Annotated in this window: 12 protein-coding genes; 6 read left to right on the top strand and 6 right to left on the bottom strand. The window is 65.6% G+C overall.

From position 1 onward, the window contains the following. Window position 1: 1 nt before the first annotated feature. Complete coding sequence (locus ACFQ2S_RS14990; RefSeq protein ID WP_386075646.1) at window positions 2–655, bottom strand: 3-oxoacid CoA-transferase subunit A; 654 nt, start codon at window positions 653–655, stop codon at window positions 2–4. A gap of 151 nt (window positions 656–806) precedes the next feature. On the opposite strand from ACFQ2S_RS14990, the gene ACFQ2S_RS14985 reads away from it, so the two are divergent. Next, complete coding sequence (locus ACFQ2S_RS14985; RefSeq protein WP_386075645.1) at window positions 807–1,916, top strand: CaiB/BaiF CoA transferase family protein; 1,110 nt, start codon at window positions 807–809, stop codon at window positions 1,914–1,916. A 92-nt stretch (window positions 1,917–2,008) separates the two neighbouring features. Here ACFQ2S_RS14985 and ACFQ2S_RS14980 read toward each other — a convergent pair whose 3' ends face one another. Together ACFQ2S_RS14980 and gltX are read right to left on the bottom strand one after the other, a co-directional pair. Next, entirely contained in the window at window positions 2,009–3,523 is a 1,515-nt protein-coding gene (locus tag ACFQ2S_RS14980) for a malonate--CoA ligase (protein ID WP_386075643.1), read from the bottom strand. A 538-nt stretch (window positions 3,524–4,061) separates the two neighbouring features. Then, the gene (gltX, locus tag ACFQ2S_RS14975) at window positions 4,062–5,381 is read right to left on the bottom strand and encodes a glutamate--tRNA ligase (protein WP_386075642.1); all 1,320 of its coding nucleotides are present in this window, start codon (window positions 5,379–5,381) and stop codon (window positions 4,062–4,064) included. Window positions 5,382–5,462: 81 nt separating this feature from the next. Between gltX and ACFQ2S_RS14970 the strand changes: the two genes are divergently transcribed. The 4 genes from ACFQ2S_RS14970 to arsC all read left to right on the top strand — a co-directional run bounded on the left by ACFQ2S_RS14970 (window position 5,463) and on the right by arsC (window position 8,617). Beyond that, window positions 5,463–5,867 (top strand): metallopeptidase family protein, encoded by a 405-nt coding sequence (locus ACFQ2S_RS14970; protein ID WP_386075641.1) that lies wholly within the window; start codon window positions 5,463–5,465, stop codon window positions 5,865–5,867. A gap of 157 nt (window positions 5,868–6,024) precedes the next feature. After that, window positions 6,025–6,945, top strand: coding sequence for an MBL fold metallo-hydrolase (locus ACFQ2S_RS14965; RefSeq protein ID WP_386075639.1), 921 nt, complete (start codon window positions 6,025–6,027; stop codon window positions 6,943–6,945). A 281-nt stretch (window positions 6,946–7,226) separates the two neighbouring features. Further along, window positions 7,227–8,174, top strand: coding sequence for a 1-phosphofructokinase family hexose kinase (locus tag ACFQ2S_RS14960; RefSeq protein ID WP_386075637.1), 948 nt, complete (start codon window positions 7,227–7,229; stop codon window positions 8,172–8,174). Beyond that, entirely contained in the window at window positions 8,153–8,617 is a 465-nt protein-coding gene (arsC, locus tag ACFQ2S_RS14955; RefSeq protein ID WP_386075635.1) for an arsenate reductase (glutaredoxin), read from the top strand. Before ACFQ2S_RS14960 ends, arsC begins: the two co-directional genes overlap by 22 nt. Before the next feature lie 90 nt (window positions 8,618–8,707). On the opposite strand, the gene ACFQ2S_RS14950 is transcribed toward arsC, so the two are convergent. After that, window positions 8,708–8,983: a hypothetical protein gene (locus ACFQ2S_RS14950; protein ID WP_386075633.1), complete on the bottom strand. Its 276-nt coding sequence runs from the start codon at window positions 8,981–8,983 to the stop codon at window positions 8,708–8,710. A 213-nt stretch (window positions 8,984–9,196) separates the two neighbouring features. Then, entirely contained in the window at window positions 9,197–10,096 is a 900-nt protein-coding gene (locus ACFQ2S_RS14945; protein WP_386075632.1) for an HD domain-containing protein, read from the bottom strand. Window positions 10,097–10,404: 308 nt separating this feature from the next. Between ACFQ2S_RS14945 and ACFQ2S_RS14940 the strand changes: the two genes are divergently transcribed. Further along, window positions 10,405–10,734, top strand: a complete 330-nt coding sequence (locus ACFQ2S_RS14940; protein WP_386075630.1) for a 5-aminolevulinate synthase — start codon at window positions 10,405–10,407, stop codon at window positions 10,732–10,734. 36 nt (window positions 10,735–10,770) lie between these two features. Here the strand turns inward: ACFQ2S_RS14940 and ACFQ2S_RS14935 are convergent, their stop codons facing one another. After that, window positions 10,771–12,444 (bottom strand): NAD+ synthase, encoded by a 1,674-nt coding sequence (locus tag ACFQ2S_RS14935; protein WP_386075629.1) that lies wholly within the window; start codon window positions 12,442–12,444, stop codon window positions 10,771–10,773. Window positions 12,445–12,625: the final 181 nt, after the last annotated feature.

The raw sequence follows: 12,625 nt of genomic DNA, 5'->3' as shown, positions 1-12,625 counted from the left end.
CTCAGTGCTCCCGTTCCAGAAGATGATCGACCAGCACGCCGGGCGTCTTGACGGCATCCGGTGGAATGGCACCGACCGGCAGGATCGTGTGCGGCTCTGCAATCACCGTATCGGCGGCGAGAGCCATCACCGGGTTGAAGTTATGGGCGGTCAGCGAATATTCGAGGTTTCCTTTGTAGTCGGCCGATTTCGCCGCGATCAGGGCGAAGTCGCCGCGGATCGGCGTCTCCAGCAGGAAACGCTTGCCCTCGACCTCGACCACCCGTTTGCCCTCCTCGACCGACGTGCCGAGACCCGTCGCCGTCAGCACCCCGCCCAGCCCGACGCCGCCCGCGCGGATCCGCTCGACCAGCGTCCCCTGTGGCACCAGGTCGACGTCGATCTCGCCGGAGATCATCTTGGCCTGGGTCTCGGGGTTCAGCCCGATGTGGCTGACGATGGCCCGCGCGATCAGTCCCGCCGTCACCAACTTGCCGATCCCGGTGCCGGGCATGGCAGTGTCGTTGGCGACCACAGTGAACCCGCCGACGCCTCGCGCCACCAGCGCGTCGATCAGACGATGCGGGCTGCCCACGCCCATGAATCCGCCGATCAGGAGTGTCGATCCCTCAGGGATCAGCTCCGCGGCCGCCTCGACCTTCGTGGCTGTCTTCATCACCTGCTCCTCTGGGGTCCGGCCGCATGCCGGCAGTCGCTCCGCCGATAATGGTCCGAGATGACCCTGCCGTGTCATAGACAGCATGTCGCAACTTGCGGGCGGCCGGACGATGCTCCAGAACCGGTCGAACAGCAGCACGAGGACCGCCATGACACCGCTCCACGGCCTGAAAGTCGTCGAACTCGCCCGCATCCTCGCCGGCCCCTGGATCGGCCAGGCACTGGCGGACCTCGGCGCCGAGGTGATCAAGGTCGAGGCGCCGGAGGGAGACGACACCCGCCGCTGGGGCCCGCCCTTCATCGAGCGCGACGGCGACCGGTCCGCCGCCTACTTCTACGCCGCCAACCGCGGGAAGCGCTCCGTCACCGCCGATTTCCGCACCCCGGAAGGCCAGGAAAAGGTCCGCGCGCTGGTGCGGGACGCCGACATTCTGATCGAGAACTTCAAGGTCGGCGGCCTTGCCAAGTACGGGCTCGACTATGCGAACCTGCGCAACCTGAACCCGCGCCTCGTCTATTGCTCGATCACCGGCTTCGGCCAGACCGGCCCCTACGCCAGCCGCGCCGGCTACGATTTCCTGATCCAGGGCATGTCCGGCCTGATGTCGGTCACCGGAGAGCCCGACCGGCAGCCGCAGAAGGTGGGCGTTGCGGTGACCGACATCGTCACCGGACTCTACGGCGCGATCGGAATCCTCGCGGCCATCGAACAGCGTCACAGCACCGGGCGCGGCCAGCACATCGACCTCGCCCTTCTCGATTGCGCCACAGCGATGATGGCCAATCAGGCGATGAACTGCCTCGCCACCGGCATCGCCCCCGAGCGCCGCGGCAACGCGCATCCCAACATCGTGCCCTACCAGGTCTTCCCGACCTCCGACGGCCATATCATCGTGGCGGTCGGCAACGACGGCCAGTTCCGCCGCTTCTGCGAGGTCCTCGGTCAGCCGGCGCTCGCCGAGCATCCGCATTACGCCACCAACCCGGCCCGTGTCGCCAACCGCGAAGCGCTCACCGCCTTCCTCGAGCCCCTCACGGCAGCCCGCCCCGGCGCGGACCTGCTCGCGGCGCTGGAGGCCGCCACCGTCCCCGCAGGGCCGATCAACGACATGGCCGCCGTCTTCGAGGACCCGCAGGTCATCGCCCGTGGCCTCCGGATCACCCCCGAAGGCATCCCCGGCGTGCGCGGCCCGTGGAACTTCTCCGAGGCCGACCTCGCCCTGGACCGCACCGCACCGACGCTGCCCCAACCGGATTGACGCCGGAGCCGCGCGCGTCGTCCGTCTTCTGCTGTCCCGAAATATCCCCGCCGGAGGCTCCCGAACCCGACGCGAACGCGCGGCCGGGCGTCTCAGCCGCGGAACACATCCTCGTAGGTCTGGCGCAGCAGCTTCTTCTGCACCTTGCCCATGGAGTTGCGCGGCAACTCATCCACGATCACGTAGTGCCGCGGCTGCTTGAACCGCGCCAACTTGCCGCCGATCTCCGCCTCGATATCGAGCACGTCGAGCTTGGCGCCGGCCTCCGGCACCAGCACCGCCACGACGCTCTCGCCCAGGTCGGGATGCGGCGCGCCGATCACCGCGCTCTCCAGCACCCCCGGCTGCTCGTCCAGCACCTGCTCCACGTCCACCGGATAGACATTGAAACCGCCGGAAATGATCAGGTCCTTGCCGCGGCCGACGATCGTCACGTAACCGTCGTCGCCCTGCACACCGAGATCGCCGGTGAGGAAGAACCCGTCGGGCCGCAATTCCTCGGCGGTTTTCTCCGGCATCCGCCAGTAGCCCTGGAAGACGTTCGCCCCCCGCACCTCGATCATGCCGGCCTCGCCCACGGGCAGCGTGTCGCCGCTGTCGGGATCGGTGATGCGCAGTTCCACCCCGGGCAGCGGCAAGCCCACCGTCCCGGCACGGCGCTCTCCCTCGTAGGGGTTGGACGTGTTCACGTTGGTCTCGGTCGTCCCATAGCGCTGGATGATCCGATGCCCCGTGCGTTCCTCGAACGCGCGGTGCGTCTCGGGCAGCATCGGCCTGGAGCCCGTAATGAACAGCCGCATGTTGGCGCAGCGCTCCCGGGTAAAGCCGGGGTGGTCCAGCAGCCGCGTGTAGAAGGTCGGCACCCCCATCAGGCTCGTGGCCTGCGGCAGGGCCTCGAGCACCGCGTTCAGATCGAACCGCGGCAGAAAAATCATGGCCCCGCCGGCCAGCAGCATGACGTTGGCGGCGACGAAAAGCCCGTTGCCGTGAAAGATCGGCAGCGCGTGGATCAGCACGTCCTCGGCGGTGAAGCGCCAGTAATCCTTGAGCACCCGGGCGTTGGACAGCAGGTTGCGCTGACTCAGCATCACCCCCTTGGAGAGGCCGGTCGTGCCCGACGAATAGAGCAGTGCTGCCAGATCGTCGTCGCTGCGGTCGCAGGGGTCGAAATGCCCGGGCAGCCCCACTGCAAGATCCGGGAAACTGCCGCTTCCGTCGGCCTCCAACGTCTCATAGCGAACTGCAATGCGGTCGCAATGGTGGCGTAACTCGTCGCGCGCATCCGACCGGCCGAGCATCATCGCGGCGCCGGAATTCTCGACGAAATTGCAGACCTCGTGCGGGGTATATCCGGTGTTCAGCGGCAGGAACACGACGCCCGCCATGATGCAGGCGGCGTAGACGCCCAGCGCCTCGGGAGACTTGTCCACCTGCACGGCCAGCCGGTCTCCGGGCTTCAGTCCGGCAGACACAAGGGCATGAGCGTACCGGGCGGCGGTGGAGAGGAATCCACGGTGCGTCAGGACTGTTCCATCGCCGAGGATCAGGAAGGGCGTGTCCCTGTCGATATGAGGCGCAAGAAGGGCGTCGTGCAGCGGATTGGGCATCGGCGGGCCTTTGGGTGACTGGAGATGCCCGACACCTACCCCCGGCCCGCCTCAAAGGGCAAGGCGGCGGAATGCGCTCCCAACCGGGTCGCTTCGCCGCGCCCAGCCCCCATCAGGGAAACCCCGCGGTGGCGAAGTTCGACCATTGCGTAACGGGGGCGGCCAGCGCAACGAACGACCCCGAGGCCTGGGCAACCGGCGGGTGTTGATAACTAATTTGACCAAATTCTCAGCGGGCCGCCATCATATGACGCAAGGTCAATGCGTGGAGAACACATTCAGGAAGTTCATCCCAAGAGCTGAATCGGTCAGACCATAAGAAACTGAATTAAAACAAAAATAACACGAAAAGCCAAAGCAGATAGCGCTCACTCTGCGACATCCGGTCACCCGGGAATGCCAAAAGCACCCTTCAGGGTCTATGCGAGTCGTGTGGATAACTTTGTGGAGGCAATTCCGCGCTCAAGGACCTTACGGCGCTGCGACGCAGCATGTTGCTGATGCGCAACGGGACATCCGTGCGCATCAGAAAATCCGCCTAGAGACGCGGCAATGCCTGCATCAGAGGCAGGAAGTCCGCCATCTCCGGGCCACGCGAACGACCGGTGAGCGCCTTGCGCAGTGGCATGAACAGGCCCTTGCCCTTGCGCCCGGTCGCCGCCTTCACCTCGGCGGTCCAGTTCGACCAGGTGGTGTCGTCGAAGGGCAACGGCGGGAGCAGATCCAGCGCGGTGCGCACGAACTCCGCATCCTCGGCCTCGACCTGCGCTTCCGCACCGTTGGAAAGGATCTCCCACCAAGCGGCCATTTCGGCGCGCGTCCCGATGTTTTCACGCACGACATTCCAGAAGCGCTCTGCAATGTCGCCGGGCACGCCGAGCGCCGCGATCTCGCTCGCGACCTCTGCCATCGGCAGGCCATGCAAGTAGCGCGCGGTCAGCGGCCAGACGTCCTCGACATCGAACTTGGTCGGCGCGGCACCGAAATGCGACAGATCGAACCCGTCGATCAGTTCCTGATGGCTGCTGCGCAGTTCCACCGGGTCGGAGGAGCCGAGGCGCGCCATCAGCGACAGCAGCGCCAGCGGCTCCACGCCCCGATCGCGCAAGTCTCGCAGCGCCAGCGTGCCGAGCCGTTTGCTCAGTGCCTCTCCCTGCGGCCCGGTCAGCAGCGAATGGTGCGCGAAGGCCGGAACCGTGCCGCCGAGAGCTTCGATGATCTGGATCTGGGTCGCGGTGTTGGTGACGTGGTCGGAGCCGCGCACCACGTGGGTGATGCCCATCTCCGTGTCGTCGACCACCGAGGCCAGCGTGTAAAGCACCTGCCCGTCTCCGCGGATCAGCACGGGGTCGGAAACCGAGGCCGCATCAATGGAGATGTCGCCGAGGATGCCGTCGTTCCACTCGATCCGCTCCTGGTCGAGCAGGAAGCGCCAGTGCCCGGGCCGCTCCGCACGGAGCGCGGCCTTCTCGTCTTCGCTCAGCGACAGCGCCGCACGGTCGTAGACCGGGGGCTTGCCCATGTTGAGCTGCTTCTTGCGCTTCAGGTCGAGCTCGGTCGGGGTCTCGAAACACTCGTAGAACCGCTTTCTCTCGCGCAGCTCGTCGGCGGCGGCGGCGTAGCGGTCGAGGCGGGCCGACTGGGTCTCCTCGCGGTCCCAGGTCAAGCCGAGCCATTCGAGGTCCTCGCGGATGCCGTCCGCATATTCCTGCTTGGACCGCTCCGGGTCGGTATCATCGAGCCGCAGGATAAACGTTCCGCCGGCCTTGCGCGCGATCAGCCAGTTGAACAATGCAGTGCGCAGGTTGCCCACGTGCAGATATCCGGTGGGCGACGGGGCGAAGCGTGTGACGGTCATTCTCTCTCTCCTGTTGCGCGCCCTCTTCCACAGGGGAGAGTTCTTGTCCATACCGGAGGCATCGGAAGATGGGGAAGAGGCATGGACTGGACCATCGCAAACGCGCCAAGCATCGAGGATATTGCGGCCCTTGCGGAGGAGACGCGCAAGGCCTTTCCGCAACCGTTCGACTTCCCCGCCCGCTCGGTTGTGATCCAGGTCGAGGAACTTGCCGACGACGAACTGCTCGATGACCTGGAGATCGACGACCCCTTCGAGCTGACCGGACTCTACGACGGCATCCCGATGACCGAACGGTCAGTCATGGACCAGCCCACGCAACCAGACATGATCTGGCTGTTCCGCCGCGCGATCCTCGAGGAATGGATCGAGCGCGGGAACGTGCCTCTGGCAGAACTGGTCAGCCACATCGTGGTGCACGAATTCGCGCACCACTTCGGATGGTCCGACAAGGACATCGCCCGGATCGACCACTGGTGGGAATAGCCCGTCGGAGCGACGGGAGCGACGGCGTCGCTGCCCGGGCGTCCGAAGTATTACCAAAGCCCACGCAGACTTGATGTTTCACGGCCAGATCGCTGTTGATCCATACCGGGCTCCTGAACGTAATGCTGCCAGGACGCGCAGAACAGGAGTTTCCCACATGACTGCAAAGCTTACACGCCGCACCGCCATTCTTTCGACGCTCGCCGCTCCGGTAGCGATCGCAGCCCCACTCAAGGTCGCGGCCCAGCAGGCCGAAGCGGCGCCGCTGGCCATGAGCCGTGCCCGCGGCTTCCGCATTGGTGACATGCAGGTGACCACGCTGCTGTCCGGCAGCGCGTTGCGGGAAGAACCGCACACGATTTTTGGCCTGAACGTCGATGCAACGGAGTTCGAGAAGGTCAGCCAGGAGAACTTCATCCCCACCAATGCCACGCAGTTCTACTTCACGCCGACTCTCGTCCGGACCGGCGAGAACGTCATCCTTTTCGACACCGGGCTTAACCCCGCCGGAATCACCGGCGCTCTGGGTGAAACCGGGGTGGCGCCGGAGGACGTGACCCATGTCGTCCTGACCCACATGCATGGCGACCACATCGGTGGCCTGATGGAAGACGGCAAGGAGACCTTCGCCAACGCCGCCTACATCACCGGTCAGGCGGAATACGACCACTGGGCCGCGGCCGGCAACGAAGGTTTCGACACCAAGGTCAAACCGCTCTCCGAAAAGATGAGCTTCCTCGCCGACGGCGATTCCGTGGCCTCCGGCATCACTGCGGTCGCGGCCGCCGGTCACACGCCGGGCCACATGGCGTACATGCTCGAGAGCGGCGGTAGCCAGATGTTGCTCATGGCGGACCTCGCGAACCACTACGTCTGGTCGCTCGCCTATCCCGACTGGGAAGTGCGGTTCGACGCGGACAAGGCGATGGCCGCCGAAACGCGCCGCCGTGTGCTCGGGATGGCTGCCACCGACCGCATCCCGGTCGTGGGCTACCACATGCCGTTCCCGGCAGCCGGTTTTGTCGAGACCCGCGGCGACGGCTTCCATTACGTCCCGGTCAGCTACCAGCTGGGCTGATCGTACTTTGCTTCGGCCCGTCTGCCTCGAATATGCGGACGGGCCGCGGCCTTCTAATCCCGGCGCCTCTCACCGGTGCTCAGGCGCCTCGCGCATAAAAACCAAGCACATACCCACGCCCCCGAGTGCATCTGCGCAGCGCGGCTGAGTCGTCGGACATCAATGTGCACAAGGTATAGCCGATCTGCATGAGGGTCGGGCTAAGCGACACTTATGCGGTTGCATCATTGCGCTGAATGCGCAGTGTGGGCGCAAACATTGCGCCGAAGGGAGAGGCCACCGTGTCGGATATCCTCACGATCACCCTGAATCCAGCGCTCGACATCAACACCGAGACCGACAAGGTCGTGCCTGATGTGAAGCTGCGCTGCACCGAACCGCAAGTGGACCCCGGCGGTGGCGGGATCAACGTGGCGCGGGCCATCCGGCACATGGGCGGCGCTGCTACAGCGATCGTCGCCGCGGGCGGCCACAACGGCAACCGCCTGCTCGACCTGCTGGCGGCAGAAGGCATCCCCACAATCACAATCCCCTCTCCTGGCGAGACCCGGGCCAGCGTGGTGGTGAACTGCAAGGAAACCGGGCTGCAGTATCGCTATGTCCTGCCCGGGCCTCCATGGGAAGAAAACCACGTTCGTCTCGCAATCACGACGACGGTGCAGAACGCCCCGAAAGGCGGTCTGATCATCCTTTCCGGCAGCCAGCCCCCGGGCGTGCCGCTCGATTTCGAGGAATCGCTGTCTGCCGCGATCAGCCATGCCGGCGCGCGGCTGATCGTCGACACCTCCGGGCCGGCGCTGCGCCGGATCGTCGAGGACCACAATTCGCCGCCGTTCCTGCTGCGATCGGACGACGAGGAGGCCGACGGCCTCGCCGGGCACAAGCTGGCGACGCCGGCCGACACCGCCGCATTCTCGCGCGGGCTCATCGAAAAGGGCGTGGCGCAGAACATCATCTTTGCCCGTGGCTCCGAAGGCTCCGTGCTGACCACGCCCGAAGGCTCCTGGCTCGCCACCGCCGCCAAGGTGGAGGTCGTCTCCAAGGTCGGTGCGGGCGACAGCTATGTCGGCGGCTTCGCCCTGAGCCTGTCGCGGGGAAGCACGTTGCAGGAGGCCGCCCGCTATGGGGCAGCCGCCGCCTCGGCGGCCGTCACCACCGAAGCGACCCAGCTCTGCCGGGGCGAGGACGTGGAGCGGCTGCTGCCGCAATGCAAACTGATCGAGCTCTGACCGGCCACGGACCGATGGACGTCACGATCTTTCATAATCCCGCCTGCAGCAAATCGCGCGAGGCGCTTCGGGTGATCGAGGCCTCCGGCTACAAGCCGGAGGTTGTCGAGTATGTCGAAACCGGCTGGGAGCGTGAGCAGCTCGAAACCCTGTTGCGCGAAGCCGGCCTGACGCCGAGACAGGCGCTGCGCAAGCAGCGCGGGCCCGCGGCCGACATGGGGCTTCTCGAGGAGGGGGTCACGGATGCCGAGATCTTCGAGGCGATGCTCGAGCGTCCCGTTCTCGTGGAGCGCCCTATCGTGAGGACCGAGCGCGGCACGCGGCTGTGCCGGCCGGTGGGCAAGGTGCTCGACCTGCTCGAACGCTGGCCCGATGCCCCCTTTGCCAAGGCGAACGGCAGGATGCTGATCGACGCGCAGGGCCTGCCGGTCCCCGGCGAGTGAGGAGAACGGGTCGCCGACGCTGAGGCCGACGACCCTCGCACGCGCGAACGCCCACCCCGGGCCCCCTCGCTTGCGCACAATGAGTTGGATTTACCCGTCTGCGGGGTGAACGTAGTTGGTTGAGATGATCTGCCCGCCCGTCGGATCGACATTGATCCTGACCTCGCTTCCCTGAGCGTCGTAGGCACTGAGAATGCCCTCCTGCGGATCGAGCACCCGCACCTCTCGGTAGCCTCGGCCGATGAGTTTGGCGTTCATTCCGTCATAGAATGTCGAAGGCATGGCGTAGTCCAGCTCTCCGCTCGAAACAGGCAAGGCGAAGCTGAACATGGCTGCGCAGACGCAGCCAAGGCGAGCATAGGTCATGGTATCCTCCCAAGATCCCCCTGGCCTCGCCGCGTAGGTCTCAAACAAAGTACTTCCGTGGGTCGGCCGGATCATCTGATCCGACCGCCGGAAATGGTCGCGCGGCTAATGCGGTCGCAGAGGAGCCCGACGCCAATCGCCGGGTGACGCAAGGTAACACAGATCCCCCTGAGTCGGCTAGCCTGCCCCCCCGAGAAGGCACCTGTCCGGCCGTCAGTCGGTGTCGTCCGCATAGACCCGCAAGTAGCGTCCCGCGACCTCGATACCGACGAAATCCTGCTCGAAAGCCCGGCAAAGCCGCTGCCCGAAGGCGACCACCGCATCGCTGTCGTCGGTTCGGATGCGGGCCAAAAGGATCTTGCGCAGGGTGCCGTCGAACGTGGCGTGTGCTTCGTGAATCGCCGCGGATGGGAAGAAGATCGCCGCCTCCTGCGCAAGTTTCTGGATATCGGCGCCCGTCAGCCAGCGCATCTGGGTGTTGGGCAGGTAGACGAGGTGGACATGCTGGCCGATCTCCACCTCGAGATGGCGCAGCGCCTCTTTCCGGCCCTCGACGTTCATCGGCACATCGTCTCGGATCGCCTTCTCCGCCTCGGCGGCGGTCTCCTCGAACAGACGCTCCAGCGCGTCATTGGCGCCGCTTCCGGCCGCGATCAGCTTGCGGCAGCCGTCGAGATAACCAAGCTTGCGCTCGATGTCCCATCCCGCCGGGGCCGAGACCACCAGGGCGCGCAGGTTGGAGATTACATCGGCCGTCTTGACCGCGCGGGAGTCGGCGGGCTTCGAGGGCATCGCCGCCAGCCGCCGAGCCTTTCGCTCGGGCTTGGAAAGCGTCATGTCGTCGGTGTTATCGACCACCATGCGCGCCACCCGCGTCCCGAAGCGCTGCTCCAGATCCTCCGCCGTCACCCCGGCATCTTCGATCGTGTCGTGCAGCAGTGCCGCGATCATCTGCTCGACGTCCTGCCCGCCCGTCGCGCGGGCCACCAGGTCCATCACCTCGATCAGGTGATTGACATAGGGTTCCTGCGCCGCGCCCTTGCGCCGCTGGTTGCGATGCGCCTCGGCCGCGAAAACGAGCGCGCGGGAAAGGGCAAGGATGTCGTCCGACATGGGAACTCCTGTCTTGTGCGAGGCAGCGCGGGCGGCGACCCGAAGTTCAGAGATAGAACATCGGGGAGATGGAAAAAAAGATCAGACCCCCGAAGATGTCGTTTGAGGTGTCGCCAATGTTCCCGGTTGTGACCGCCGGATCGAGTTTCGGGCGCGCACGACGCTGCGGATCAGCGCGTGCGCGCCACCAACCTCATCAAATGCGGGACCGGGCCAGCGTGCGGGCCTTGCCGATCTACATTTCGACAATCGGTAGATTCACGGAACTGTGTTAGAGTGGCGGATATTTGAGCGAGGACACTATTGTAATGACCAGTTTCGAATTCTTGTCGGGACGAACCCTGCTGGCGCTCGGCGCGGCTCTTGGCTACACGATCGCGACGATCATCATGAAATACATGGCGGATACGACGGACACTTTGCTGATCGGGGCCGTTGCCTTCGTGCTTGCCCTGACGGTGATCGCCGAGGTTCATCTGCTCCGACAGGTCGACCTCGGCCTTGCCTACGTCGCCATCATCGCGACCGAATCAATCCTCGTGCTGCTCTTCGCCTTGCTGATCGGCGAGACGCTGAGCCTGCGCGAAATGGCCGGCGCCGCGCTGGTCGTCACCGGCGCCGTGCTCGTCAGCTTCTGACGGCTGCAGCGCTCATGCCCGGCACGGCGCGAGCCGCTACTCGGTGTTGCGCCTGCCGATCGGATCGCGCCAGCGGTTGACGATCGGGTAGCGCCGGTCGAGCCAGAAGGCGCTACGGGTCAGCCGCGCGCCGGGGGCGGACTGGAAGCGCTTGTATTCCGACAGGTAGAGCAGGTGCTCCACCCGGCGAACATCCGCGATGGCGAAGCCTTCGGCGAGGATCTCCTCGAAAGAGGCTTCCTCGTCGACCAGCATCTCGAGGATGCGGTCGAGCACCGGATAGGGCGGCAGGCTGTCCTCGTCCTTCTGGTCCTCGCGCAGCTCGGCAGAGGGCGGCTTGTCGATCACGCGCGGCGGAATCACCTCGCCCGCGGGCGCCAGCATCCAATCGCGGTGATTGGCGTTGCGCCAGCGGCAGGTCTCGAAGACCCGCATCTTGTATAGATCCTTGATCGGGTTGTAGCCGCCCGCCATGTCTCCATAGATCGTTGCATAGCCGACCGCGACCTCGGACTTGTTGCCGGTGGTCAGAAGCATCTCGCCGAACTTGTTGGAGAGCGCCATGAGCATCAGCCCGCGCAGGCGGGACTGGATGTTTTCTTCCGTCGTGTCCGGACTCGTGCCCTCGAAGAGCGGCGCCAGCGCCTCTGTCACGGCGGCACGCGGCCCGGCAATCGGCACGGTATCGAGCCGGCAGCCGAGGTTGCGCGCCACGGCTTCGGCATCCTCCAGCGAGTGGGTGGATGTGTATTCCGACGGCAGCATCACGCAGCGCACGTTCTCCGGGCCGATGGCATCGGCGGCGATGGTGGCGACGAGCGCCGAATCGATGCCGCCCGACAGCCCGAGCAGCACCTTGGAGAAGCCCGACTTTCGCAGGTAATCCCGCAGGGACAGAACCATCAGGTGATAATCCTGCTCCCAGTCGTCGGGCAGGTGTGCCATCTCTCCGGCCTCGGCCCGCCAGCCGTCGTCGCCCTCGACGAAATCGACATGGGCGACCGCCTCTTCGAAAACCGGCAGCTGCACTACCAGCTTTCCGTGCGGGTTGAGCACGAAGGAGCCGCCGTCGAACACCTGGTCGTCCTGCCCGCCCACCATGTTGAGATAAACCAGCGGCAGGCCGGTCTCGATCACGCGCGAGACCATGTGGGTCAGCCGCATCTCCCGCTTGCCGCGGAAATAGGGCGATCCGTTCGGCACCAGCAACAGCTCGGCGCCGGTTTCGGCGAGCGTCTCGCAGACATCCGGGTGCCAGGCATCCTCGCAGATCGGGATGCCGAGCCGCAACGGGCCGAGCCCGATCGGGCCGTTCACGTCACCGGAGGAGAAATACCTCTCCTCGTCGAAGACGTTGAAGTTGGGCAGGTGGTGCTTGACGATCTGCGCCGCGACCTTGCCGTCCTTGAGCACGACATAGATGTTGAAAAGCTCCGCGCCCTCGAACCAGGGCAGACCGATCCCCAGCGCCGGCCCGTCGGTGCAGTCCGCCGCGAGCTCTTCCAGCACGACCTGGCAATCGATCACGAAGGCCGGCTTCATCACCAGGTCCTGGGCCTGGTAGCCGGCCAGGAACATCTCCGGCAGCGCGACCATGTCGGCGCCGGCGGCTTTCGCCTGTTCCCATGCGGCCCTGGCCTTGGCGGCGTTGCCGCGCAGGTCGCCCACGGTGGGGTCCAGCTGTGCCAGCGTCAGTCGTAATCGGTTCATCGGCGCGCTCCTTCGGGCAGGCCCCGGCACGGGCCCCGGCCCTCTTAGCAGACTGACGCGCGCATGGAAGCCGCCGGAGGCAAAAGGCGTTGCCCATCTTCGGGGTGACAACTAGGGTTGCGCACCGAAGTCTCGATTCAAGACCCCGGCGCGGCCGAGGGGAGAAAGCATGATCCGACAG

Origin of the sequence: Tropicimonas aquimaris, assembly GCF_042676185.1 — a bacterium.
Classification (GTDB): domain Bacteria; phylum Pseudomonadota; class Alphaproteobacteria; order Rhodobacterales; family Rhodobacteraceae; genus Tropicimonas; species Tropicimonas aquimaris.
The sequence above is the reverse complement of the archived record's forward strand: the minus strand, read 5'-3'. Positions and strand labels throughout refer to the sequence as shown.

What these genes read in the sequence shown, in the direction of transcription:
- ACFQ2S_RS14990 (WP_386075646.1), bottom strand. Translation starts at nt 655, where the DNA reads ATGAAGACAGCCACGAAGGTCGAGGCGGCCGCGGAGCTGATCCCTGAG.
- ACFQ2S_RS14985 (WP_386075645.1), top strand. Translation starts at nt 807, where the DNA reads ATGACACCGCTCCACGGCCTGAAAGTCGTCGAACTCGCCCGCATCCTC.
- ACFQ2S_RS14980 (WP_386075643.1), bottom strand. Translation starts at nt 3,523, where the DNA reads ATGCCCAATCCGCTGCACGACGCCCTTCTTGCGCCTCATATCGACAGG.
- gltX (WP_386075642.1), bottom strand. Translation starts at nt 5,381, where the DNA reads ATGACCGTCACACGCTTCGCCCCGTCGCCCACCGGATATCTGCACGTG.
- ACFQ2S_RS14970 (WP_386075641.1), top strand. Translation starts at nt 5,463, where the DNA reads ATGGACTGGACCATCGCAAACGCGCCAAGCATCGAGGATATTGCGGCC.
- ACFQ2S_RS14965 (WP_386075639.1), top strand. Translation starts at nt 6,025, where the DNA reads ATGACTGCAAAGCTTACACGCCGCACCGCCATTCTTTCGACGCTCGCC.
- arsC (WP_386075635.1), top strand. Translation starts at nt 8,153, where the DNA reads ATGCAAACTGATCGAGCTCTGACCGGCCACGGACCGATGGACGTCACG.
- ACFQ2S_RS14950 (WP_386075633.1), bottom strand. Translation starts at nt 8,983, where the DNA reads ATGACCTATGCTCGCCTTGGCTGCGTCTGCGCAGCCATGTTCAGCTTC.
- ACFQ2S_RS14945 (WP_386075632.1), bottom strand. Translation starts at nt 10,096, where the DNA reads ATGTCGGACGACATCCTTGCCCTTTCCCGCGCGCTCGTTTTCGCGGCC.
- ACFQ2S_RS14940 (WP_386075630.1), top strand. Translation starts at nt 10,405, where the DNA reads ATGACCAGTTTCGAATTCTTGTCGGGACGAACCCTGCTGGCGCTCGGC.
- ACFQ2S_RS14935 (WP_386075629.1), bottom strand. Translation starts at nt 12,444, where the DNA reads ATGAACCGATTACGACTGACGCTGGCACAGCTGGACCCCACCGTGGGC.